This is a genomic window from Blattabacterium cuenoti (assembly GCF_014251235.1).
Lineage (GTDB): Bacteria > Bacteroidota > Bacteroidia > Flavobacteriales > Blattabacteriaceae > Blattabacterium > Blattabacterium cuenoti_AF.
Map to the genome: position 1 here is coordinate 305069 of NZ_CP059181.1, position 25398 is coordinate 330466.

Here is a 25398-nt window from a genome sequence, read left to right on the forward strand (position 1 = left end):
TTTATTTTTTTATCTTAAATCATCTGTAATAAAAGGAAGTAGTCCAATTTGTCTACATCTTTTTATAGCTGCATTTAATTTATTTTGATTTTTTTGCATAGTACCTGTAATACGACGTGGAAGAATCTTCCCTTGTGCATTAAGAAATTTTATTAAAAAAGTAGGATCTTTATAATCAATATACTTGATATTTCTTTTATGAAAATAACAAAATTTTTTTTCTATTTTAGTTTCAATTTTCAGAGGAGACAAATATCTTAAATCGTTTTCTCCATCCTGTTTTTTTATTGTATTGTTTTTTTGTTTATCCTTATCTTCTGCAATCATAATTTTTTTAATTTATTTCTTCTTCTTTCAGCATATTCTATTCCATACTTATTTAAGTTCACAATGATAAATCGTAAAATACGTTCATCTTGTCTTAATTTCAACTCAAAATCATATACAAAATTTGTATTTAACAAAAATTCAAATAAATGATAACATCCACTTTGTTTTTTTTGTATTGTATAAGCTAACTTTTTTAGACCCCAATGTTCTTGGTAAACTATTTTTCCATTTTTTTGAATTAAAAAATTTTCATACTCTAGTGCAGTTTTTTTTGCCTGATCATCCGATAAAATAGGAGTAATAATCATTATATTTTCATAATGTTTTAACATCTGAATTATTTGATTTTTTTTGCAAAGATATGAATCTATATTTTTATGTTCTTTTTTTCAAAGAAAATCTATTCTAATTTTTTTCTAATTTTTTTTATTAATCTATCTATACGATGAATGCATTCCTCTTTTCCTATCATTTTCAAAATGATGATAAGATCATATCCTTTTATGGATCCGACTAAGGATAAACGAAATATTTGCATCATTTTACGTTTATTGTTTTCTTTGTCAAAAAAACTTTTTAAGTTTATAGATGTATATGGATGAATACTTAACAATAATTTTTTCCAATTATCTAATCTATCTATCGTTTTTTTATAACAAATTTGATTAAAAAAACTATAATCATAAGATATGGGACCAATAAAAAAATAAAAAGAATGTTTCCAAATTTCATGAATAAAATGTATTCTATTGATAATACAATCAATAACTTTATAGATATAATTTTTTGTAGAAAAAATAGAACGTTTTTTCAATTCTAAAGAAAGATGAGAAAATATTTCTTCCTTTTTATTTTTCAAATATTGTTTATTAAACCAATTCGCTTTTTTAATATTGAAAAAAACACTAGACTTATTGACTTTTTCTAAAGAAAATAATTTTGACAATTCTTGTAAGGAAAAAATTTCTTTTTTTGTTCCAGGATTCCATCCTAATAAAGCTAACATATTAACAAAGGCGTCTGGAAAATATCCTAATTCCCTAAATCCTAGAATATCTTTATTTTCAGAATCTTTCCATTTTAAAGGAAATATTGGATAATCTAAATTATTTATAAATCGTTTACTAATTTTACCTTTTCCATCATTTTTCAATATTAAAGGTAAATGAGCAAAATTAGGAGGATTCCAGTTAAAAGCTTTATACATTAATAAATGTAAAGACATAGAAGGTAACCATTCTTCTCCTCTTATAACATGAGTTATTTTCATTAAATGATCATCTATTGTATTTGCTAAATGATAAGTTGCCGTCCCATCTGATTTGAATAATATTTTATCATCTAAATTATCTGTGTTTATTACTATAATTCCACGAATTAAGTCATACATTTCTACCTTATCTCCAGGTTTAATTTTAAATCTAATAACATATGAATTTCCAGAACGAAATTGAGTTTTCAATTCTTTCTTTGTCATAGTTAATGAATTTTTTAAATTCTTTCGTACACTTGCATTATATGAGAAAGTTGATCCTTTATTTAGATATTTTTTTCTTATAGAATTCAAATCATGATCTGTATCAAAAGCATAATAAGCTAGCCCTTTCTTTAAAAGTTTGGAAAGATAGAATCTATATATAGATCCACGTTTAGATTGATAATATGGAAAATATGGTCCACCATAACCTACTCCTTCATCAGGTTCTATCTTGCACCATTTTAATGTTTCCAATATATACGATTCAGATTTTTTGTTAAATCTTTTTCTATCCGTATCTTCTATCCTAAGAATAAATTTTCCTCCATTTTTTTTTGCAAAAAGATAATTAAATAAAGCAGTCCTTATTCCACCTAAATGTAAAGGACCTGTTGGACTAGGAGCAAAACGAACTCTTACCATGATGAATTATTTTATTCATTATTTTCCAATGCAAAATTTAGAAAAAATATTATTTAAAACATCCTCATTGGTAACCTCTCCTGAAATTTCTCCTAAAAAACGTAGAGCTTCTTTGATATGTATAGAGATAAACTCTTCTGAGAGATTTTTCTTTAAAGAATGATGAGCTATCAATATCTCCTTTAAAGTTTTTTTCAAAGCTTCATAATGTCTATTTTGCGTCAAAACGATATTTCTTTTTTTTAATTTTTTCATGAAAAAATTACATAATGTATGTAACATTTCTTTTATTCCGTGTTTTTTTTCTGCAGAAATTTCAAAAAAATAAGGAACCTTTGACTTGATTTGATAAAAATCTTTAAAAGATGATAAGTCCGATTTATTGGCAACGACTAAAATTTTTTTGAATGGATACTTTATCTGAAAATTTTGAATTTTATGTATAATTTTTTTTTGTTCTTCTTTACCTATAGAAGCTTCAAAAAGATATAATATAACTTGAGAATCCTTTATTTTTTCCATAGTTTTTCTAATTCCCTTTCTTTCTATTTCATCTTTAGTATCTCTTATTCCTGCTGTATCTATAAAGTGAAAAAGAATATTATTCAAAATAATATCACCTTCTATACTATCCCTAGTTGTTCCTTCTATATTTGATATGATAGAACGATTTTCTTTTATGACATGATTAAATAATGTAGATTTTCCTACATTTGTCTCTCCAGTTATTGCGACATATATTCCATTTTTAATAGAATTTCCTAGTGAAAATGATTCAATTAAATCTTGTAAAATTTCTTCTAATTCATTGAATCTAGAAAATAGATCATATTCTTTAATAGATATTTTTTCTTCTGAAAAATCTAATTTCAACTCTAATAAAGAGGCTATGTTTAAAATTTTTTTTTTTATTTTTTGTATGGTGATCTTAAGTGTTCCTTTTATTTGTTCTAGAGATAATTCATGAGAAATTTTACTTTCAGAAGAAAAAATATCTGCTATTGCCTCAGCTTGTGATAAATCTATTTTTTTATTTAAAAAAGCACGAAGTGTAAATTCTCCTGGACGAGCTATACGTATTCCTTTTTTGATTAATAATTTTATTATATTTCCTTGAATATAATTAGATCCATGACATGATATTTCTATCATGTCTTCTCCTGTATAGGAAAAAGGAGATCTAAATATAGATACTAACACTTGATCCAAGTAATTTTTTTTGTATTTTCCTTTTTTTTCTTCTACAATAAAACCTAAATGAATTGTATGTGTAGATTGATTTTCTAATTTTTTTCCATTTTTAACTGGAATAAAAATATTTTCAACAGTAGAAATAGATTTATTTCCAGAAATACGAATTAAAGAAATAGCACTAGATTCTGTTGTTGTAGAAGAGGCTAAAGCAACTATCGTATCTTGATCCAACATTTTGAAAAATGTCTATTTTTTAACTTCGTAAAATAAGCATTTTTTTTAAATTATTACTTAATAATGGATATAAATCAATTTTATCATTTATTTTGTCAATCTTTACAAGATATATATTCAGAAAAAAAGGAAATCGAATCTTTATTCTTTTTTCTAACAACAAACATTTTAAAATGTAATAAAACAACACTTATCTTAAAATTAATAAATGGAAAAGAAAAAATAAATGATGAAATATATAAACAACTGATAAATAAATTATCGGAATTAAAAAAAAATAAGCCTATTCAATATGTAATTGGAAAGGCTTATTTTTTTGGAAGGAGCTTTATCATTAATGATAATATTTTTATTCCAAGACCAGAAACAGAAGAACTTGTATCATGGATTATACAGGATCACAGAGAACATAGTGAAAATATTCAAATATTTGATATTGGAACAGGAAGTGGATGTATTGGTATAACTTTAAAAAAAGAACTACCTAAAACACGTCATATTCATGCAATAGATTCCTCTATATCTTCCATTTTTATAGCAAGTAAAAATTCTAAAATTCATCAAGAAAAAATCCTTATCAAAAAGATTGATATTTTACAAAAAAAAACTGAAATACCAATTTATAAAAAATATAAGATGAACATTATCGTAAGTAATCCTCCTTATATAAGACAATCTGAAAAAAAATTACTTCATCCAAATATTTTTCAATATGAACCATTTCAATCCTTGTTTGTTTCTGATGAAGATCCTTTTATTTTTTATCAAGCGATCATTTCATGGATTCATGAAAATTTTAAAACTGGAACAGTTTATGTTTACTTTGAAATTAATCAATTTCTTTATTTAGAATTTTTAATATTTATGAAAAAAAATGGATTTCTGAATTTAGAAATAAAAAAAGATATTCAAGGATCATTTAGAATGATTCGTGCTATATTTCAACATCAAAAAAACAAAGAAATAAAACCATGAAAAAAGAAGATATAGAAAAAAAAATAGAGAAACTAAGAAAAGAACTATCTGAGTATAATTTTCAATATTATACATCAAAAAAGACGAATATATCAGACTATGATTTTGATCAAAAATTAAAAATTTTATCTTCTTTAGAAAAAGAACATCCTGAATTATATGATCTTTCCTCTCCTACAATGAGAATAGGATATGGAAAACTATCCCCTTCTTATTCTATCATACTTCATAAATATAAAATGTATTCTCTTCAAAATACTTATTCAAAAAAAGAATTAACTGTTTGGAAAAAAAAAATAAACAAATCAATCAGTTCCTCTTTTGTATGTGAATTAAAATATGATGGAATTTCCATTAATTTGATTTATAAAAAAGGAATATTAACTTATGCTTTAACTCGTGGAAATGGAAATAAAGGAGAAGATGTTACAAAACAAGTAAAGACTATCCAGTCTATTCCTCTTAGAATAAGAGAAGAAACCTTCCCTCCATACATCGAAATACGTGGAGAAATTTTCATTCCTATAAAAAATTTTTTAGAGATTAATGAAAGGCGTATTAAATATGGAAAAAAACCTTTTTCTAATCCAAGAAATACAGCAAGTGGGACTTTAAAATGTAAGGATATTAAAGAAGTATATAGGAGATCTTTATCCTGTATAGTCTATTCAGCTATAGGAAAAAATATACCTTTTAATACACATTATCAATCCCTAATTGACCTCCGTAAATGGGGTTTTCCAGTTCCAAAACCAGAAACTATTAGCCTTTGTAAGAAAAAAGAGGACATATTTCATTTTATTGATTACTGGAATATATATAAAAACAAGCTTACATATCATATAGATGGAATAGTTGTTAAAGTCAATGAATATTATCATCAATCTATTTTAGGATATACAAATAAATATCCACGTTGGGCTATTGCTTATAAATTTAGACAAGAAAAATTATCAGAAACTAAATTATTACATGTTTCTTTTCATACAGGACGTACAGGTATCATTACTCCTATAGCTCATGTCGTTCCTATATGGATAACTGGAACAATAGTGAAAAAAATAACACTTTACAATAACCGTTTTATTAAAAAAATTGGAATACATGATGGAGATTATCTTTTTTTAGAAAAAAGAGGAGGAATTATTCCAAAAATAACTCGAGTAAATGAATCTAAAAGACCATTATTTAGATCTACTACTCCTATAACTTTCATAAAAACATGTCCTTCCTGTGGTAGCCCCTTAAGAAAAAATAAGGAATTATTTTATTGTCAAAATGTAAATTTATGTCCATCTCAACACATAGAAAAAATACGACACTTTGTAAGTGAAAAAGCTATGAATATAAAAGGAATTGGAAATAAAATAATCAAAAAATTATATGAAAAAGGTTTTTTATATAGTATTCCTGATTTATATTCTTTAAAAAAAGAAACACTTCTTCAAATAGATGGATTAAAAGAAAAATTAGCAGATTCTTTAATAAAGAATATAGAAAAATCAAAAAAGAATCCTTATCACATAGTCCTATATTCCATAGGTATACCTCATGTAGGAAAGGTCGTTTCTAAAGAATTAACAAAAAGATTTTTAAACTTAGATTCTTTGATAGAAGCAGCTCATTATAATCAGTTAAAATCCATTCTAAATATAGGGAAAAAAATAACTGAAAGTATAAGGACCTATTTTTCCATTCAAGAAAATAAAAATATGATAAAAAAACTTATGAAACATGGTTTATTTATTTTCAATAATTTATCTTTGTCTAGAAAAAAAATATATCCTCCTATTGAAGGAAAATCTTTTTTATTTACAGGAAAATTGTCTACTATAAGTCGTAAAAAAGCTATAAAAATGGTAGAGTTTTTAGGTGGAAAAGTAAGTGATACTATAAATAATCATATTCATTTTCTTGTTGTAGGAAAAAATCCTGGTTCTAAACTAGAAAGATGTAGGATAAAATATCCTATAAAAATTTTAACTGAAAATGTTTTCATAGACTTGATAAAAAAAGGAAAAAAAAGTACCTCTTAGTGTTTGGTTTTTCATATAGAAAAAAAAAGTATCTTTAAAATTTTATATATGATGAATTATCATTTAAGTAAGTATGAAATCTATTCTTGATATGTTGCTAAAAAATATATTTACCGAATCTGGATTTGAATCTGAAGCAGAATTTATTCCTTTAATGAGTCAAGATGAAGAAGATCAACTTCTTAAAGATGATGTTCCAGAACAATTATGTATATTGACCGTAAGAAATATGGTTTTGTATTCTGGTATTGTTTTTCCTATTATAGCAGGAAAAAGTGGATCTATTCAATTATTAAAAGATGCTTATGGTTTAGATAAAACAGTTGGAGTTTTAACACAAAGAAATTCTGTAATAGAAAATATTAGCGAGAAAGATTTATACTCTATAGGAACGGTTGCTAAAATATTGAAATTATTGAAAATGCCAGATGGAAATACAACTGTTATTTTACAAGGTAAGAGAAGATTCAAAGTGAATCGTTTTATACAAAACAATCCATATTTTAAAGCAGAGATTCTAGCTCTAGAAGAAAAGAAACCTTCCAGTAAAGACAAGGAATATCTTGCGTTGGTAGAATCTATCAAAGAAATTTCTATAAAAATTATACAGGATAATCCAAATATTCCATCAGAAGCAAGTATAGCTATTCGTAATATAGAAAGTCCCTCTTTTTTAATAAACTTTGTAGCTTCTAATATGAATTTGGCAACAAGGGATAAACAAAAATTATTGGAATATGATGATTTAAAAAAAAGAGCCATGGAAACTTTGCGTTTTTTAAACTTAGAACATCAACAAATTAAGTTAAAAAATGATATTCAGTCCAGGGTTCGTAGTGATATGGATCAACAGCAGAGAGAATATTTTCTTCATCAACAAATTAAAGCCATTCAAGAGGAATTAGGGGATATTTCTTATGAAAAAGAAATTGATGAAATGCGGACTAAAGCTTCTAGAAAAAAATGGACTAAGGAAGCAAAAAAACAATTTGATAGAGAACTAATAAAAATGCAAAGAATAAATCCTCAAATGCCAGAATATACAGTTCAAAGAAATTATTTAGAGTTGATGATTGATCTTCCTTGGAATAAGTATTCAAAAGATAATTTTGATTTAGAATTTGCTCAAAAAATATTAGATAGAGATCATTACGGCCTTGAACATGTAAAAGAAAGAATAATAGAATATTTAGCTGTTTTAAAATTAAGAGGGGATATGCGTTCTCCTATTTTATGCTTTTATGGTCCTCCTGGAGTAGGTAAAACTTCTTTAGGAAGATCTATAGCTACGGCACTTAAAAGAAAATACATACGTATTTCTTTGGGAGGATTACACGACGAATCGGAAATACGAGGTCATCGAAGAACTTATATAGGGGCTATGCCGGGTCGACTTCTACAGTCTATACGAAAAGCAGGAACCTCTAATCCAGTTTTTGTTATTGATGAAATAGATAAAATAGGTTTAGGAACAAATGGGGATCCTTCTTCTGCTATGTTAGAAGTATTAGACCCTGAACAAAATACTTCATTTTACGATAATTTTTTAGAAATGGGTTATAACTTATCCAAAGTTTTATTTATTGCTACAGCAAATTCTATTTCTAGTATACATCCAGCTTTGCTGGATAGAATGGAATTAATAGAAATGAATGGATATACAATTGAGGAAAAAATAAAAATAGTAAAAAAACATATTTTTCCTAAACAGTTAAAAGAAAATGGATTGAAGAAAAAAGATCTCATATTAGGAAACGAACAAATAGAAAAAGTTATTGAAAGTTATACAAGAGAATCTGGATTAAGAACTATAGAAAAACATATGGCAAAATTAGCACGTTATGCTGCTAAACATATTGCTATGGATCAAAAATATTTAAAGCGTTTAAGTGTCGAAAAAATAGAGAAAATTCTTGGAATACCAAATGATCCTGATCGTTATGAAGAAAATAAAGTTCCAGGAGTCGTTACTGGTTTAGCTTGGACTCATTTTGGAGGAGATATTTTATATATTGAGTCAAGTTTATCTAAAGGAAAAGGACATTTAAGCATTACTGGAAATTTAGGAGAGGTAATGAAAGAGTCTGCCACTATTGCTTTACAATATATTAAAGCTCATTATAAAGAATTTAACATAGATCCTAAAATGTTCGAAGAAAGAAATGTGCATGTTCACGTTCCTGAAGGAGCTGTACCTAAAGATGGACCTTCCGCTGGTATTACTATGTTAACCTCTTTAGTTTCAAGTTATACAAAAAGAAAGTTAAGACCTTATTTAGCTATGACAGGAGAAATAACTTTAAGAGGGAAAGTCTTACCTGTAGGAGGTATTAAAGAAAAAATTTTAGCTGCTAAACGAGCTAATATAAAGGAAATTATCCTTTCACAGGATAATAAAAAAGACGTAGAAGAAATTAAACAAGATAACTTAAAAGGATTAACATTTGATTATGTTAGAGATATGAACGATGTTATCCATTTAGCTCTATTATAAATTAATATTTACTACACCTATTTTTTTTATGATATGATGAGTAACGAATTCAAAAATTCTTTAATTTCTAGAGAAAATTTAATAAAAATAGGGAATAAATACGGAACTCCACTTTACATATATGATTCACTAACAATTAAAAATCAATATTTAAAACTTCAAAAGGCTTTTAGTGAAATTAAACATTTAAAAATTTATTATGCATGTAAAGCCAATACTAATTTAAATATTTTAAAATTTTTACAAAAATTAGGAAGTGGATTAGACACCGTTTCTATTCAAGAAGTAGAACTTGGATTAATGGCTGGTTTTCATCCAAGAGAAATCATATTTACTCCTAATTGTGTTTCTATTCATGAAATAAATAAAGCCGTTGATTTAGGTGTTAGAATTAACATAGATAATTTATCTATTTTAGAACAATTTGGAAATGATAAACCATATTATCCTGTAGGAATAAGAATTAATCCTCATATTATGGCCGGAAATAATTATAAAATTTCCGTAGGACATGTAGATTCTAAATTCGGAATATCATATTATCAAATTCCTCATTTGAAAAGAATATTAAAAAATACAGGACTTAAAATTGATGGATTTCACATGCATACAGGATCTGATATATCAGATATAGAAACTTTTATAAAAGGAGCTAAAGTCATATTTAAAATAGCTATAGATTTTCCAAATATTGATTATATAGATTTTGGAAGTGGATTTAAAGTTCCGTATACAAAAAATGATAAAAAAACGGATCTTAATTCTTTAAGTTTTTCTCTTATAAAACAATTTGAAGATTTTTGTAAGATTTACGGAAAAAAAGTCACTCTTATTCTAGAACCAGGTAAATTTTTAGTTAGTGAATCTGGATATTTTTTAGTTCATGTTAATGTGATTAAACATACCACTTCTAATGTATTTGCAGGAGTTGATTCCGGTTTTAATCACTTGATTCGTCCTATGTATTATGAGGCTTATCATTCTATTGAAAATCTATCAAATCCAAATGGATGCCGTCGTTTTTACACAGTAGTAGGCTATATTTGTGAATCTGATACATTTGGATTCAATAGAAAAATAGCTGAGATTCGTGAGGGAGATATTTTGTGTATTAAAAATGCGGGAGCATACTGTTTTTCTATGTCATCCAATTATAATTCTCGTTATAGACCTTCTGAAGTTATGATTTTTAAAGAAAAAGATTTTCTTATAAGAAAAAGAGAAACTATGAAGGATCTTCTTAGAAACGTAATAGAAATTCCTATATAAAAAAAAAGGAGAGATGGCAGAGTGGCTAATTGCGTCGGTCTTGAAAACCGTTGAGGATTATTTATTCCTCCGAGGGTTCGAATCCCTCTCTCTCCGCTAGGAAATCATTTATTTGTATGAAAATATATTTGTACATCATCCAATTTATATTGAATATGGTCTGGATAAACAAATTTTAAGTACAATTTATCATCCTGTTTTACTGTAATTTTTAAAAAAAAATCTCTTTTTAAATTTAACTGAGATATTTTGTTATCTTCATTTATATATTTTTTAATATATGTTTTACTGTTTAAAACATTATTAACATATACCTCTATTATACAATTATAAATTGTATGATTGTATTTTCTATTATCATAATAAATGGTAAAATGATCATATTTTTTAACAGAACCCCATATCACAAACATTCCATCTGAGGGAGAATTTATTACTTGATTCTTTCTTATTAAATAAGGATCCATAGGAATTAAAAATTCTTTTTTTTCATCATGATCTGAGGAAGTTTTAACTAAATAGTCATTACATGAAAAAAAAAAATTGAGAAGATAAAAATAATAAATTTATTCATTCTTTTTTTTAATGGTTTCTAATCTTTTTATTTGTTGATCAACACTTTTATTGGTTATTATTTTAAATAATAAATTTTTTTTACCCAAAAAATGTCCTGGAGACAAAATTTCTTCCATTTCTTTTATATCCTTCCAAAAAAAAGTTTTTAAACGAAGCATTTTTAGCAATTTTTTTGCTGTATATGGAAGAAAAGGCTCTGATAATTGAGCCAATATTCCTACTATTTGAAATGATACATAAAGAATAGTCTCTCTTCTTTTTTCTTTTTGAGAAAAATTTTCTTTCCAAGGTTCTTCTTGAGTTAAATATTTATTACCAAGTCTAGCTAAATCCATCAAACAAATCATAGCTTCACGAAATCGAAAAGATTCGATCAAATTACCTATATCTTCAGGATATTTTTTTATTTTTTTCAAAATATCTTGATCTTTCACAGAAAAAAATCCAGGAAAAGGAATTATACCATTATTATATTTTTGTATTAAAGTAATACTACGATTAACAAAATTTCCCAGTATGGCTACCAATTCCGTATTATTTTTTTTTTGAAAATCTTTCCACTTAAAATTACTATCTTTTTTCTCTGGCATATTAGCTATAAGCATATAACGAAGACTATCCTGTTGATTTGGAAAATCCTTTAAATAATCATGAACCCAAACTCCCCACTTTTTAGAAGTAGAAATTTTTTTATTTTCTAAATTTAGAAATTCATTAGCAACAATTTTATCCGGTAAGATATATTTACAATTATATGCCTTTAGTATAGAAGGAAAAATAATGCAATGAAATACAATATTATCTTTTCCTATAAACTGAATCAGTTTTGTTTTCTTGTCTTTCCAATATGGTTTCCAATCTTTCTTATTAATTTTTGCCCATTCTATGGTAGAAGAAATATAACCTATAGTGGCTTCAAACCATACATACAATACTTTACCTTCTTCTTCTATAGGAATTCCCCAATTTAAATCTCTTGTGATAGAACGAGCTTGTAATCCTTTATTTAACCAAGATTTTGCTTGTCCATATACATTTATTTTCCAATCTGTTTTATGATCCTTTAAAATCCATTTTTCTAAAAATTTTTGATATTCATTTAATGGAAAATACCAATGCTTAGTTTTTTTTAGAATTGGATTGCTTCTACTTATAGTTGACATAGGATTGATTAAATCTTCAGGACTTAATGAAATACCACAATTTTCGCATTGATCTCCATAGGCTCCATCTCTCTTACAATGAGGACATCTACCAGATATATATCTATCTGCTAAAAATTGTTTGACTTGGTTATCATAATATTGTTCAGTTTCCTTTTCAAAAATTTTTTTTTCTTTACAAAGCTTTTTAAAAAAAGAAATAGAAATTTTTTTATGAATTTTTGTAGATGTTCTAGAATAATTGTCAAAATGTATTCCAATTTTAAAAAGACTTTCATGTATCATGAAATGATATTTATTTACGATTTTTTCAGGAGTTGTGTTTTCTTCTCTAGCTTTTAAAGTGATCGGAATACCATATTCATCCGATCCACAAATAAATATAACATCTCTATTATTCCTTCTAAGATAACGAACAAAAATATCGGCAGGTAAATAAACACCAGATAAATGTCCTATATGGATAGGTCCATTTGCATATGGAAAAGCCGCAGTTATTGTATATTTATCATGATGTGTCATAATGGTGGTAATATTATTATGGTAGTAATAGTATTATATAGTAGTAGTGCTTATTTATAATTTAAATTTATATATTATCTATCTAATAGATAATAATAAAAATATACAATAAACAATAGCTCTAACATAGCAGAAGCCATTGTTGTTTTTTTTTTAAAACATAGAAGTATTGTTCTAATATTTTTTTACATATTTACATAATAAAAAAATATGAATAATAAAAAATTATATTTAATAGATATATTTACTATCCTATATCAAGGATATTACGCATATATCAAAAAACCCCTATATACTTCAACGGGAATTAATACTTCTCCTATTATTCATTTTACTTATTTTATAATAAATCTTTTACATGAAGAAAAACCAGCCTATATGGCTGCTTTTTTTGATAATAATAAAAAAAGTTTTCGGAAAAAAGAATATCCTCAATATAAAGCTCATAGAAAAAAAATACCAAAAGATATTTCCATTTCTATACCTTACATAAAAAAAATTTTAAAATCTTTTAGAATTTTTTTTATGGATTCTAAAAATGGATATGAAGCAGATGATATGATTGGAACTATAGCAAAAGAAGCGGAAAAAAAAGGATATGTTATATATATTATTTCCATAGATAAAGATTTTAACCAAATCGTATCAAAAAATATTTATGTTTATAGACCTCCTTTTAAAAAAAATTCAAAAGAAATATTTGGAATTGAAGAAGTTAAAAAAAAATTTTGCATTCAACATCCCAGACAAATAATAGATTTACTCAGTATGATGGGTGATCCATCTGATCATATCCCAGGATTACCTGGAATCGGAAAAAAAAATGCCATAAAATTCATTAAAAAGTATGGAAGTCTTGATAATTTTTTTCAATCAACTCATGATCTTCATGGTAAAATGAAACAAAATATTGAAAATAATAAACAACTAGGTTTTCTATCTAGAAAGTTAGCCACTATTGTTACTAATATCCCTTTTCTATTTTTCCAAGAGAAAAAATATTTAATAAAAAAACCTAATTTGAATTCTATAGAAAAAATATTTTCGGAACTTGAATTTAAAAAACCATTAAAAATATTTTTTAAATATTTAAACAATAAAGAGAAGTAAACTCCTATTTTATTTTGTAAAAATTGTGTTCCTCCATATATTTCCATACTTTGGTTTGAAGCATAGATTTCATATTTTTACCGATTCTAATAGAATGTCGAATAAAAGAAGAAGATATTTCAATAATAGGAGCTTTCAAAAAATAGATATTTTTTTGTTTAAAATTATTATAATGAAACAAATAATGTTTCATTATACGGGGGTAAACGAAAATATTATATTTATTTAAAATATTGTTATAATTTTTCCATTTATACATAGAATATAGAGTATCCTTTCCTATTAAAATAGTAAATTTATCCTCCGGATATTTTTTTCTTATCACATTAAGTGTATGAAATGTATAAGAAGGAGAATGTCCAGATTCGATATCTGAAACACTCATTTTTTTATAATTATGGATAGCAAGACGAACCATATTCATCCTATGAACATAATCTAATAGTCCTCCTTTTTTTTTTAATGGATTTTTTGGAGAAACAACAAACCATATATGATCTATATCCAAATATTCTACTATATAATTAGCAAGAATTAGATGTCCTAAATGAATTGGGTTAAACGATCCAAAATAAAGTCCTATTTTCATTTTTTTTCTTTTTTTCTTTAAATTAATTTGATACGATATTTCAATCCAAAAGATACAATATGATCATCCTTATGATTTTTGCAGTATCTTTTAATCATATTTATATAATTCATTTTATGTCTTTCATATGAAACATAAAACTTTAGATTTTCTTTATTCGGTTTGTAAGGATAATATTCTATACATCCTAAGTATGAATATTCTCTCTTAAATTCTTTATTTTCAACAACCAAATCATAAAGCTCATCTATGTTTCTCTTAAAAGATTCAGTCTCATATGCTCCTTTAGCTAATAACCTCCATTGAGGAAAAAAATCATACTGGGCTTGAATTAAATAAGTTTTTGATTTTATAGATACGATAAATTTATCGTTATCCTGGCATAAACGAATTATTTGACTAATTAAATCATCTCGTTCTCGATCTTCATCACTAAACATGTAATTGACATCTAGAGAAAAAGATTTCAAATGAAACCCACTTTCTAATGCTATATATTTCCAATATCTATCTTTTTCATCTTCTTGAAAAATAGAATAAGACCATTTATTACGAATAATTTTATTAAATAAACTCCAATTCAAACCTAAAGAAAAACCAATAGGATTATCAACTATCACATAATTTACTTTAGTAGGTATATTATAATAATATTTCATGCTATTACTTTTAACAATTTGTAATTGTATTTCTTGATTTTTTATTGGTTTATAAATTATATTTATCCCAAAAGGATTATCCTTATTCTTGAATTTTTTAGGATAACGATGAAAATTTATATTTGATTCTATTTCTTTAAAAGTAGGATATTGTTTTCCTATTACAAAAGATAATTTTTTATTTAAATTATATTTTATATAAGCTAAATCAATTAATGGAGATAGATAATTGTAGGAGTAGGATAAATCATTTTTATCCACCTTATCCTCATTTTTATTTTTATCCTTAATCTCGAATTTTTGTACGAAACGAAAAGTTGTATGTTTATTATCCGGTTTTCCTTTAAAATCTAATTTAAGGTCATCAGATAAAAATAAATATTCATCAAACAATTCATCTTTTATTTTATTTTGAATACTATTTGAAAAATCTATGTGAAGATTGAATCCATGAGTTGGATTGATTTCTTCTTCCTTTACCTTTTTTTTTATTTCACTATGCATTCTATTATTATGCAAAGGATAAAAAAATACTAAAAAAATAAAAATTATTTTTGTTTTTTTCATTTATTTATTTTGCTAATTTCTAAATAAAATAAATTTTTTTTCAATTAAAAAAAAAGATTATACGAAATTATGTGATTATATATGATGAAATGAAATTATATAATATAAAAAAATGTGTAAAAAAATACATAATCCTAAAAAAAAATACGAAACAAAAATTGTCCAAATTTTTTTTGGATCTCTTTTGTTGGGAAATAGTATTTTCTTACTATTAAGTTTTTTTTCTTTTCTTTTTCATTGGAAAAATGATCAAAGTCAATTGATTTATCTTTTTAACAAAGATATAATAGCAGAAAATCTACTTGGAAAAATAGGAGCTATTCTTTCTCACTATTTTTTACATTGTGGAATAGGAATATGTTCTTTTATTTTTCCTATATTATTATTTATGAAAGGATTAAGTATTCTTTTGAAAGAAAAATTTCAACTAACTAAGTATCAATCCATAATATATAAATTTTTATTTATAAGCATATGGATTCCTATTACATCTTTTCTTTTCTTTCCTAAGAATGGTATATTAAGTGGAATCATTGGTTTTGAAATAGCTAATTTTTTAATTCATCTTTTTGGGAAAATTGGTTTATGTATCCTATTAATTATAAGTATAATTCCTTATATCATTACGATTTTTCGTCCTAATACACCAAAAAAAAATGGAATAAAATCTCAAAAATTTTTCCTAAATTTTTATAAAAAAACGTTTTTTTCCACTCCTTCAACTTATAAAAAAAAAATAAATTCTATAAAAAAACCTCCTCTTTTATTTTTTTTGAAAAAAGAAGAAAAAAACGATTTTTATTCATCTATATCTGAAATAGATGTAGAAAATAATAAAAAAAAAATAATTGATATTCTAAATTTTTATAAAATAGAAATAGAAAAAATAAAAGCAACTATAGGGCCTACGATTACTTTATACCAACTATTTCCAAAAGTAGGAGTACGTATTTCAAAAATAAAAAATTTAAAAAATGAAATAGCTTTAAATTTATCTGCTTTATCTATAAGAATCATAGCTCCTATACCTGGAAAAGGATCTATTGGTATAGAAATACCGAATAATAAACGGACTCTTGTTTATATGAAAACTATTCTTTTATCAGAAGAAGATAGTATCAAAAAAAGTAATCAAATGGAACTTCCTATTTCTTTAGGAAAAACTGTATGTAATGAAACTTTTGTTATAGATTTAGTAAACATGCCTCATTTACTTATAGCAGGAGCTACCGGACAAGGTAAATCTGTAGGATTAAATGCAATAATAGTTTATTTATTATATAATAAAAAACCAGAAAATATGAAATTTATTTTCATAGATCCAAAAAAAGTAGAGCTATCTATATACAACAAAATATCCAAATCTTATTTTGCTATTTTACCAAATTCTATCAATCCTATCATTACAGATATACATGAAGTAAGAGATATACTAAATTCTTTATGTAAAGAAATGGATAAAAGATTTTCAATGTTTGAACGAGCTAAGGTTAGAAATATTAAGGAATATAATGTTAAATATGAAAAAAAATATCACTTACCTTATATTATTCTAATTATAGACGAGTTTGCAGATTTAACTCTAAATAAAAAATATATAGAAGTATATATCATCCGATTAGCACAGTTAGCTCGTGCTGTAGGGATTCATTTAATTATATCAACACAAAGACCATCTGTTGATGTTATTACCGGTTTAATTAAATCTAATTTTACTGCAAGGATTTCTTTTAAAGTAAGTTCTAAAATAGATTCTAGAACCATATTGGATTCTTCTGGTGCAGAACAATTAATCGGAAAAGGAGATCTTTTATTTTCTCATAAGAATGAATTAATACGATTACAATGTCCTTTTCTAAATTTATCAGATATTCAAAATATAGTTAATTTTTATGGAAAAAAAAGATTTCAAAAAAATGAATCATTTCTTTTACCTAAACCGGATAATTCTGTATAATGATAAAACTAAAAAAATTGGATATATATATAATACGTTTATTTATAGCTCCTTTTTTGGTCATATTCTTTTCTATTCTTTTTATATTTATCGTTCAATTTTTTTGGAGTAAAATGAATGATTTAACAGGTATAGATGTTCATATTTTTATCATACTAAAGTTTATATTTTATTTCGGTATTTCTATTATTCCTTCAGTAATTCCTATTACTATCTTATTAACTTCTATTATGACCTACGGAAACATTTCAGAAAATAAAGAGCTTCTAGCTATAAAATCTTCTGGAATATCCCTATTTCGTATCATGATACCCATTTTATGGATAACATTAATCTTATCCATATGTTTATACTTTTTTTCTGATTATTCTATTCCACATGCAAAAAAAAAAACAAAAGAATTAGGATATAAAATATCAATAGCTAATCCATCATGGAGATTAAGAGAGGGTTTTTTTGTTAATATTTTTCCAAATTTTTTCATAAAAATAGATGAAATTTCAGGAAAAAATAAAAATATACTAAAAAATGTATATATTTTTTCATATGAAAAGGATTTAAAAATAAATACTATTTTTGCAAAAAGTGGAATCTTAATACCAGAAAAAAGTAATCTAAAAATAAAGCTAATAAAAGGATTATTTTATCGAGATATACCTTTTTATAGAAAAAAATACTCGTATTATCTAATATATTTTGATACATTAATTCAATACTTAAAAACACCTTTTATTGAAGAAAAAATAGATGATAATGAAACTTATTATACTCTTAATACAAAAAAATTAATACAAAAAATACATTCCATAAAAAAAGAAAATTTCCTATTACATCATCAATTTAAAAGTAATAAAAAATTTCTTCAAAAAAGAAAAATATACCTATCTAAGCATCAATTTGAATTACAAAAAAGATTCACATTTCCATTTACATGTATGATTATGTTTTTTACTGGAGCTTCATTAGGCGCTATGATACAGAAAGGGGGGGTAGGGCCTCCAACTCTTGTTGCTATTGTTATATTCCTTTTTTATCATACTTTACTAACTATTACACAAAATAAAGGAGAAAGTGCAGTAATATATCCATGGATTAGTGCTTGGATTCCAAATTTTACTCTTTTACCAATAAGTATATGGATCACCTATAAGACAGTTATGGACGATTTCTTTATATAACAATAAATATGAATATTAGTTCTTTTTATGCGGTCTGGACGGGACTCGAACCCGCGACCCCATGCGTGACAGGCATGTATTCTAACCAACTGAACTACCAGACCAAATATACCTTTATTTTATGTTGTTATGGAATAAAAGATTAGTATGATTACTAATAGGATTATTTATCCTATTTTTCTATTAGAAAATTTAATTTTTTTACGATCTCATCTTTAGATGAGATTCCTATATGACTATCTTTTTTTATTCCATTTTTAAAAAAAAACATTGTAGGTATACTTCGTATCCCATACTTAGATGCTGTTTTTTCATTTTTATCTACATTTAATTTTAAAATTGATACTTTCCCTTCATATTCAATCAATATCTCTTCTAATATATTTGATAATGTTCTACAAGGAGCACACCATGGAGCCCAAAAATCGACCAATACAGGTAGACTAGAATCTAGAATAACTAATTGATCGAAATTATTATCATTAATTTCTTGTATCATATTTTTATTTTTGAAAACAAATTTACCTTTTTTTTTTTTTTTAAAATTTAAAATCCTTTAACAAACGTATATAAATATCTATTCCAGATATAATTTCAGAAACCAAAACATACTCATTTGGTGTATGAGATCGTTCACTTTCTCCTACTCCCATTTTAATAGTTGGAAAAGGCATAAGACTTTGATCAGAAAGAGTAGGAGAACCATAAATTTTTCTACCTATTAATTTTGCTTTTTTCACAATTGGATGTCTAGGATCTATAAAAGAACAATTAGAATAATAAGGACGAGGTTTAATTCTAGAATTAATTTGATTTTGTATCATCTCTATCAATTCTTCATTTGTATATAATTCATTTGTTCTTAAATCAACGACAAAATAACATAAGTCTGGAATCACATTATGTTGTATACCTCCTTTAATTTGAGTTACATTTAAAGTCGGAAAACCCAATATTTTTGATTTTCTATCAAATTTCAAATATCTCAATTTTTCTATATCCTTTATAGCTATGTATATAGCATTGATCCCTATATTTCTTGCAGAATGACCTGTTTTTCCTTGGGCAATACAATCTAAAACTATTAAACCTTTTTCTCCTATAGCTACTTGCATTTTTGTTGGCTCTCCTATTATTCCTAAATCTATTTTTCCTATATCATTTATAATAGATCTTATTCCTAAAGGTCCAGATATTTCCTCCTCTGCAGTAATAGAAAGGATTAGTTTATAAGGTAATCTTGTAGAAAAACTATTTAAATAAATAAAAGCAGAAATCAAAGAGACAATAGATCCTCCCGCATCATTACTACCTAGACCTATTAACTTATCATCTTTATTGACAATAGCCTTGAAAGGATTCGTTATCCAATTTTTACCTGGTTGAACTGTATCATGATGAGAATTTAATAAAATAGTATGTAGACTTACTTCTTTATCGTCATAATTAGTACTTTCAGTCCATATATTGTTAAATTTTCTATGTACATGAAATCCATATTTAGAAAGATAATCTTCTATTAAAATAGATACGTTTTTTTCTTCTTTTGATACAGATGGCGTATTTATCAGTTTAACTAAAAGTTGTATAGCTTCTTTTTTCAAAGATTTCAAATTTAATACAGACATAAAATCGTTTTATTATTTACGTCAGTTAAATAACCAGGATTTCCTATACTTACTTTAGAAACACCATTTTTTAATGCAAAAAAAGCATTTTCTAATTTTGGAATCATTCCGTTTTTTATAGATTTATTTTTTCTTATCATCTGATATAAACGTAAATTTATTTTTTTATAATAAGATTCTTCATTATGTAAATCTTTTAATACTCCTTTTTTTTCAAAACAAAAATGTAGTTCTATTTCATTTCCTTCCTTTGTCAAAGATACAGCTATATATGCAGCGATAGTATCTGCGTTCGTATTTAAAAGAAACCCTTTTTTATTATGAGTAATAGAACATAATACAGGGACAATATTTTTTTTTAAAAGTAATTTCAAAAAAGAAGTGTTAATTCTAGTGATATCCCCCACATATCCATAGTCTACTTGAGTATTATTTTTTGTTTTACGAAAAGAAGAAATCAATGAGTTCCCATCCGCTCCGCAAAAACCAACAGAATTACAATTTTTGGATTGTAATTTAGCTATAATGTTTTTGTTGATTAAACCGGCATAAGTCATAACAACTAAATCAAGAGTGTCTTTGTCTGTTATTCTTCTGCCTTGTACAAATTTTTGAGTAACCCCCATTTTATCCGAAAAAAAATTAACCTTCTTTCCTCCTCCATGAATTAATATCTTATGACCTTCTATTTTCAAAAAAGCTTCCAGTGAATCATGAAATTTTTTTTTATCATTAATTAAATTTCCTCCTATTTTTACTATATGTATTCTCATGATAAAGATTGTAAAATTTTCAAAAAAATTATTTGAGAAGCATAAATCCTATTTTCTGCTTGTTTCAAAACAATGGAATCTGGACTATCCAATACTGCATCTTCCACTACCATATTTCTCCTTACAGGAAGACAGTGCATAAATTTTGCTTGATTAGTTAACTTCATTTTATCCTTAGTAATCATCCAATCAGAGTTATTACAAAGTACTTTTCCATAATCTATATAACTACTCCAATTCTTGGCATAAATAAAATCAGCCTTTAAAAAAGCTTTATTTTGATTATATGTGGTATAAATATTTTTAGAAAAATTTTCGAATAAATTATATTTATCAGGACAAGTTATAGTGAAATCTATTTCTTTTATTTTAGATATCCATTGAGAAAATGAATTTGCAACGGATTGTGGTAATGGTTTTATGTGAGGAGCCCAACTTAACACTACTTTACTTTTCTTTTTATCATAAAATGGTTTTATTTCTGCTATAGTCATGAGATCAGCTAGAGACTGTAAAGGATGTAATGTTGCACTTTCCATGTTGACTACTGGTACTTTAGAATAAAGTAAAATTTTATTAAAAATTACTTCTTTGTAATCTTCTTCTCTATTTAAAAGATTAGGAAAACTTCTTACAGCAAGAATATCACAATATATACTCATAACATTAATAGCTTCTTTGATGTGTTCTTGAGTTTTCATCATCACACTTCCATCACTCATTTCTATTTTCCATGAATCCTTATTAATATCTAAAGTCCAAGTATGGCACCCTAAGTTAAAAGCTGCTTTTTGACAACTTATTCTGGTCCGCAAGCTGGGATTAAAAAAAACAAGTCCAATTGTTTTATTTAATCCAAATTCTTTAAAAGAATAAGGATTTTTCTTTAAAATTATTGCTTCTTTAACAAGATCATATACATTGATGACATCTTCAACGCTAAAAAAATTATTCATAAAATTTATTTATATATATTCATCCAAAGATGTTATAGGAAGTTCATCCATAGATAAATTACAAAAAGCTTGTATAAAAGCTTTTGCTAAACGTGTATTAGTTAATAAAGGTATATTAAAATCTACGGCGGAACGTCTTATCTCATAATCATTATCTAATTCTGATTTGCTTAAATTTTTTGGAATATTAATGATGAGATCAAATTTTCTTTGTTTTATCAAGTCTATAACATTTTGATCTTTTTTTATATCTGGCCAATTTACTCTTATAGATGGAATACCATTATTAGATAAAAAATTATTTGTTCCTTCTGTAGAAAATAATATATATTTTTTTTCATGTAAAAGTTTACAAACATTTAAGATATCTAATTTAGAAGAGATAGGCCCTCCAGATATAAGAATATTTTTTTTCGGAATTGTATAACCTACAGATATCATAGCTTTTAAAATAGCTTCATTAAAAGTATGACCTAAACATCCAACCTCTCCAGTGGAAGTCATATCTACACTTAAAATAGGATCAGCATTTTGCAAACGGGAAAAAGAGAATTGAGAAGCTTTAACTCCTAAGAAATTTGTAGTAAAAAAATCAGGTTCTTTCTTATTTTTTTTTCTTCCAAGAAGAACTTGAGTAGCTAATTCAATCATATTGAAATGAGATACTTTTGATACAAAAGGAAAACTTCTGGATGCTCTTAAATTACATTCAATTACTTTAACTACATTTTCTTTAGATAAAAATTGAATATTAAAAGGTCCAGTTATATTAAAATGTTTTGAAATAATTTTAGATATACGAAGTATTTCTTTCAATGTAGATAAATATATATTTTGAGGTGGATAAACTAAAGTTGCGTCTCCTGAATGTACACCTGCAAATTCGACATGTTCTGATATAGCATAATATAAAATGTTTCCATCTTTAGAAATTGCATCTAATTCTATTTCCTTCGCGTTTTTTATAAATTCTGTTATAACCAATGGATGTTCTGGAGATATAGATACTTTATTTTTCAGATAAATCTCTAATTCTTCATGATTAGAAATTACACTCATATCCGCTCCTGAAAGAACATAGGAAGGTCTAACTAATATAGGATAGTCTACTTCCTCTACAAACCTATAAATGCTATTATAATCTGATAATTCTTTCCATTTTGGTTGTCCTATATCCAAATCATCCATTGCTTTAGAAAATTTATATCTATTTTCCACTTTATCTATAGAAGAAGGAGATGTTCCTAATATAGGAACTTTATTTTCGTGAAGTTTTACAACTAAATTATTTGGAATTTGTCCACCCATGGATACTATAGTTCCTTTAGGCTCTTCTAAATCTAGAATATCTAAAACTCGTTCTAAAGTTAATTCTTCAAAATATAATCTATCACATACATCAAAATCTGTACTAACCGTCTCCGGATTGTAATTAATCATTATGGATCTATAAGATTCTTTTTTAATCGTATTTAATGCATTTACACAACACCAATCAAATTCAACACTACTCCCAATTCTATAAACACCAGAACCTAAAGTCACTACAGATTTACCATCCTTCTCATAAATAATATCATGCTGAACAGCATGGTAAGTCAAATACAAATAATTTGTATGCGCTGGATATTCAGCTGCTAAAGTATCAATTTGTCTAACAAAAGGAAGGATATTTTTTTGTTTTCTATATTTTCTTATTTTTTTCTCTATAGCATAAATACTTTCATTTTTTTTTTCATCAAAAAAAAGACTAGCTATTTGTCTATCGGAAAAACCTTCTTTTTTAGCTTTGATAAATAATTCATCCGGAATATTAAGCCAATCATCATAAAATAAAAGATCTTTTTTCGTTTGAAAAATGTTATCTAACTGATATAGAAACCATAAATCTATTTTCGTTAAAAGATGAATTTCTTTTATAGAAATACCTTTTTCCAAAGCTTCTTCTAGATACATAATTCTTTGATCCGTTGGTTTTTCCAATAGATGTTTAAGTAAATGAATAGATTCTATTTTTTTTTTATTTTTTGTATTATTTATAAAACCTAACATTCCTATATCTAACATACGAATACCTTTCTGTAAAGCCTCTTCAAACGATCCACCAATAGCCATAACTTCTCCTACACTCTTCATACTACTTCCAATTCTATTGGAAACTCCATAGAATTTTTTTAAATCCCATCTAGGAATTTTACATACGATATAATCTAATGCAGGTTCAAAAAAAGCATAAGTAGTTTTAGTTACAGAATTTTTTAATTCATTTAGACCATAACCTATAGATAATTTAGCAGAAACAAATGCTAGCGGATAACCTGTAGCCTTAGAAGCTAAGGCACTAGAACGAGAAAGACGAGCATTAACTTCAATCACTCGATAATCTTCCGATTTAGGATCCAATGCAAATTGAACATTGCATTCTCCTACTATTTTAAGATCTCTAGCTATGTGAAAAGATAATTCTCTCAGTTTATAGTATTCAGAATTGGTTAATGTTTGCGAAGGTGCTACTACAATACTTTCTCCTGTATGAATTCCTATAGGATCAAAATTTTCCATATTGCAGATTGCAATACAATTATCATATTGATCTCTTACTATTTCATATTCTATCTCTTTCCATCCTTCTAAATATTCTTCTATAACAACTTGGGAAGAATAAGAAAAAGCTTTGTTTACTATTTTTTTTAAATCATGAATATTTTTTGCAAAACCACTCCCTAAACCTCCAAGTGTATAAGCCGATCGAATTATAATAGGAAAACCTATTTGTAAAGCATAGGATATAGCATGATCAACAGAATTCACAACAAAACTTTTTGTTGTTTTTATATTCATACGATTCAAGTTCCTTCTAAATAATTCTCTATCTTCACTTTGAATGATTGATTCAATAGAAGTCCCTAAAACTTTAATTTTTTTTCTTTCTAAAATTCCTTCTTTAAAAAGTTGAATACCACAATTTAATGCTGTTTGACCTCCAAAAGAAAGTAAAATACCTTTTGGTTTTTCTTTATCAATTACTTTTTTTATAAAAAAAGAAGTGAGAGGAAGAAAATAAATTTTGTCAGAAATTTCTTTAGATGTTTGAACTGTAGCTATATTTGGATTAATTAATATTGTATAAAAACCTTCTTCTTTAAGAGCTTTTATAGCTTGTGTCCCAGAATAATCAAATTCACCAGCCTCTCCTATTTTCAAAGCTCCTGATCCTAGGATAAGAACTTTTTTTTTTTTATTTATTTTCATACTTATCTTGTAAGATCTTTTTTTATTTTAATTGTA

20 protein-coding genes and 2 tRNA genes are annotated in these 25398 nt (G+C 25.6%); 8 read left to right on the forward strand and 14 right to left on the reverse strand.

Going from position 1 to position 25398, the window contains the following annotated elements; all coding sequences use genetic code 11:
* Nucleotides 1-9 precede the first annotated feature (9 nt).
* The 4 genes from rpsR to mnmE all read right to left on the reverse strand — a co-directional run bounded on the left by rpsR (nt 10) and on the right by mnmE (nt 3658).
* Nucleotides 10-327 (reverse strand): 30S ribosomal protein S18, encoded by a 318-nt coding sequence (gene rpsR / locus H0H78_RS01440; RefSeq protein WP_185851235.1) that lies wholly within the window; start codon nt 325-327, stop codon nt 10-12.
* On the reverse strand, nt 324-662 hold the full coding sequence (gene rpsF / locus H0H78_RS01445; RefSeq protein ID WP_185851236.1) for a 30S ribosomal protein S6: 339 nt from the start codon (nt 660-662) through the stop codon (nt 324-326). Before rpsF ends, rpsR begins: the two co-directional genes overlap by 4 nt.
* A 68-nt stretch (nt 663-730) precedes the next feature.
* Complete coding sequence (gltX, locus tag H0H78_RS01450; protein WP_185851237.1) at nt 731-2230, reverse strand: glutamate--tRNA ligase; 1500 nt, start codon at nt 2228-2230, stop codon at nt 731-733.
* 18 nt (nt 2231-2248) lie between these two features.
* Nucleotides 2249-3658, reverse strand: a complete 1410-nt coding sequence (gene mnmE / locus H0H78_RS01455) for a tRNA uridine-5-carboxymethylaminomethyl(34) synthesis GTPase MnmE (protein WP_185850742.1) — start codon at nt 3656-3658, stop codon at nt 2249-2251.
* Between the two features lie 63 nt (nt 3659-3721).
* Between mnmE and H0H78_RS01460 the strand changes: the two genes are divergently transcribed.
* The 5 genes from H0H78_RS01460 (at nt 3722) to H0H78_RS01480 (ending at nt 10528) form a co-directional block, all read left to right on the forward strand.
* On the forward strand, nt 3722-4633 hold the full coding sequence (locus tag H0H78_RS01460) for a N5-glutamine methyltransferase family protein (protein ID WP_185850743.1): 912 nt from the start codon (nt 3722-3724) through the stop codon (nt 4631-4633).
* Complete coding sequence (ligA, locus tag H0H78_RS01465; protein ID WP_185850744.1) at nt 4630-6669, forward strand: NAD-dependent DNA ligase LigA; 2040 nt, start codon at nt 4630-4632, stop codon at nt 6667-6669. The genes H0H78_RS01460 and ligA overlap by 4 nt, the downstream gene beginning before the upstream one ends.
* A gap of 91 nt (nt 6670-6760) precedes the next feature.
* Entirely contained in the window at nt 6761-9163 is a 2403-nt protein-coding gene (gene lon, locus H0H78_RS01470) for an endopeptidase La (RefSeq protein WP_185851268.1), read from the forward strand.
* Nucleotides 9164-9196: 33 nt separating this feature from the next.
* Nucleotides 9197-10432: a diaminopimelate decarboxylase gene (lysA, locus tag H0H78_RS01475; RefSeq protein WP_394366918.1), complete on the forward strand. Its 1236-nt coding sequence runs from the start codon at nt 9197-9199 to the stop codon at nt 10430-10432.
* 7 nt (nt 10433-10439) lie between these two features.
* A tRNA-Ser gene (locus H0H78_RS01480) sits at nt 10440-10528 on the forward strand.
* Nucleotides 10529-10536: 8 nt separating this feature from the next.
* Here the strand turns inward: H0H78_RS01480 and H0H78_RS01485 are convergent.
* The gene (locus tag H0H78_RS01485) at nt 10537-10899 is read right to left on the reverse strand and encodes a hypothetical protein (protein ID WP_185850746.1); all 363 of its coding nucleotides are present in this window, start codon (nt 10897-10899) and stop codon (nt 10537-10539) included.
* A 99-nt stretch (nt 10900-10998) separates the two neighbouring features.
* Nucleotides 10999-12693 (reverse strand): methionine--tRNA ligase, encoded by a 1695-nt coding sequence (metG, locus tag H0H78_RS01490; RefSeq protein WP_238783737.1) that lies wholly within the window; start codon nt 12691-12693, stop codon nt 10999-11001.
* A gap of 210 nt (nt 12694-12903) precedes the next feature.
* Here metG and H0H78_RS01495 point away from each other — a divergent pair, with 210 nt between their 5' ends.
* Nucleotides 12904-13803: a 5'-3' exonuclease gene (locus H0H78_RS01495; RefSeq protein WP_185850747.1), complete on the forward strand. Its 900-nt coding sequence runs from the start codon at nt 12904-12906 to the stop codon at nt 13801-13803.
* Between the two features lie 4 nt (nt 13804-13807).
* On the opposite strand, the gene nadD is transcribed toward H0H78_RS01495, so the two are convergent.
* Nucleotides 13808-14392, reverse strand: a complete 585-nt coding sequence (gene nadD, locus H0H78_RS01500; RefSeq protein WP_185850748.1) for a nicotinate (nicotinamide) nucleotide adenylyltransferase — start codon at nt 14390-14392, stop codon at nt 13808-13810.
* Nucleotides 14393-14409: 17 nt separating this feature from the next.
* Nucleotides 14410-15618 carry a porin gene (locus tag H0H78_RS01505; protein WP_185850749.1) on the reverse strand — a complete coding sequence of 403 codons (1209 nt, stop codon included), beginning with the start codon at nt 15616-15618 and terminating at the stop codon, nt 14410-14412.
* 112 nt (nt 15619-15730) lie between these two features.
* Here H0H78_RS01505 and H0H78_RS01510 point away from each other — a divergent pair, with 112 nt between their 5' ends.
* The gene (locus tag H0H78_RS01510; protein WP_185850750.1) at nt 15731-17575 is read left to right on the forward strand and encodes a DNA translocase FtsK 4TM domain-containing protein; all 1845 of its coding nucleotides are present in this window, start codon (nt 15731-15733) and stop codon (nt 17573-17575) included.
* 17 nt (nt 17576-17592) lie between these two features.
* The gene (locus H0H78_RS01515; RefSeq protein WP_317167987.1) at nt 17593-18753 is read left to right on the forward strand and encodes an LptF/LptG family permease; all 1161 of its coding nucleotides are present in this window, start codon (nt 17593-17595) and stop codon (nt 18751-18753) included.
* A 30-nt stretch (nt 18754-18783) separates the two neighbouring features.
* On the opposite strand, the gene H0H78_RS01520 is transcribed toward H0H78_RS01515, so the two are convergent.
* From H0H78_RS01520 to carB, 6 genes are all read right to left on the reverse strand, one after another.
* A tRNA-Asp gene (locus tag H0H78_RS01520) sits at nt 18784-18857 on the reverse strand.
* 68 nt (nt 18858-18925) lie between these two features.
* The gene (gene trxA / locus H0H78_RS01525) at nt 18926-19252 is read right to left on the reverse strand and encodes a thioredoxin (protein WP_185850752.1); all 327 of its coding nucleotides are present in this window, start codon (nt 19250-19252) and stop codon (nt 18926-18928) included.
* Between the two features lie 40 nt (nt 19253-19292).
* Nucleotides 19293-20381: a M20 family metallo-hydrolase gene (locus tag H0H78_RS01530; RefSeq protein WP_185850753.1), complete on the reverse strand. Its 1089-nt coding sequence runs from the start codon at nt 20379-20381 to the stop codon at nt 19293-19295.
* Nucleotides 20369-21154, reverse strand: coding sequence for an acetylglutamate kinase (gene argB / locus H0H78_RS01535; RefSeq protein WP_185850754.1), 786 nt, complete (start codon nt 21152-21154; stop codon nt 20369-20371). Before argB ends, H0H78_RS01530 begins: the two co-directional genes overlap by 13 nt.
* On the reverse strand, nt 21151-22110 hold the full coding sequence (locus tag H0H78_RS01540; RefSeq protein ID WP_185850755.1) for a Rossmann-fold NAD(P)-binding domain-containing protein: 960 nt from the start codon (nt 22108-22110) through the stop codon (nt 21151-21153). The genes argB and H0H78_RS01540 overlap by 4 nt, the downstream gene beginning before the upstream one ends.
* A 9-nt stretch (nt 22111-22119) precedes the next feature.
* Entirely contained in the window at nt 22120-25362 is a 3243-nt protein-coding gene (gene carB / locus H0H78_RS01545) for a carbamoyl-phosphate synthase (glutamine-hydrolyzing) large subunit (protein ID WP_185850756.1), read from the reverse strand.
* Nucleotides 25363-25398: the final 36 nt, after the last annotated feature.